This window comes from Alkalihalophilus lindianensis (genome assembly GCF_032843265.1).
In the GTDB taxonomy this organism is placed as follows: Bacteria; Bacillota; Bacilli; order Bacillales; family Bacillaceae_D; genus Alkalihalophilus; species Alkalihalophilus lindianensis.
In genome coordinates, this window is the sequence record NZ_JAWJBA010000299.1 from 1 (window position 1) to 274 (window position 274).

Annotated in this window: 1 protein-coding gene; it reads left to right on the plus strand. The window is 44.9% G+C overall.

What is annotated here, in order from left to right; all coding sequences use genetic code 11:
• Positions 1-274 (plus strand): CarD family transcriptional regulator (locus RYX56_RS22335; RefSeq protein WP_317124120.1); only part of this gene is annotated, 274 nt, incomplete at both ends.

Here is a 274-nt window from a genome sequence, read left to right on the forward strand (position 1 = left end):
GATTAACCGTATTCACAAAGATTACCTCCATATTCGCTATCAGGGGACCGATAAGTTGTATGTCCCTGTCGATCAAATTGATCTTGTTCAAAAATACGTTGGCTCCGAGGGGAAGGAACCAAAGCTTTATAAACTGGGCGGTAGTGATTGGAAGAAGGTAAAGAGGAAAGACCAATCGTCCGTTCAAGATATTGCGGATGATTTAATCAAGCTATATGCCGAACGCGAGGCGGCAGTTGGCTTTGCCTTCTCACCAGATGGAGATCTGCAAAGG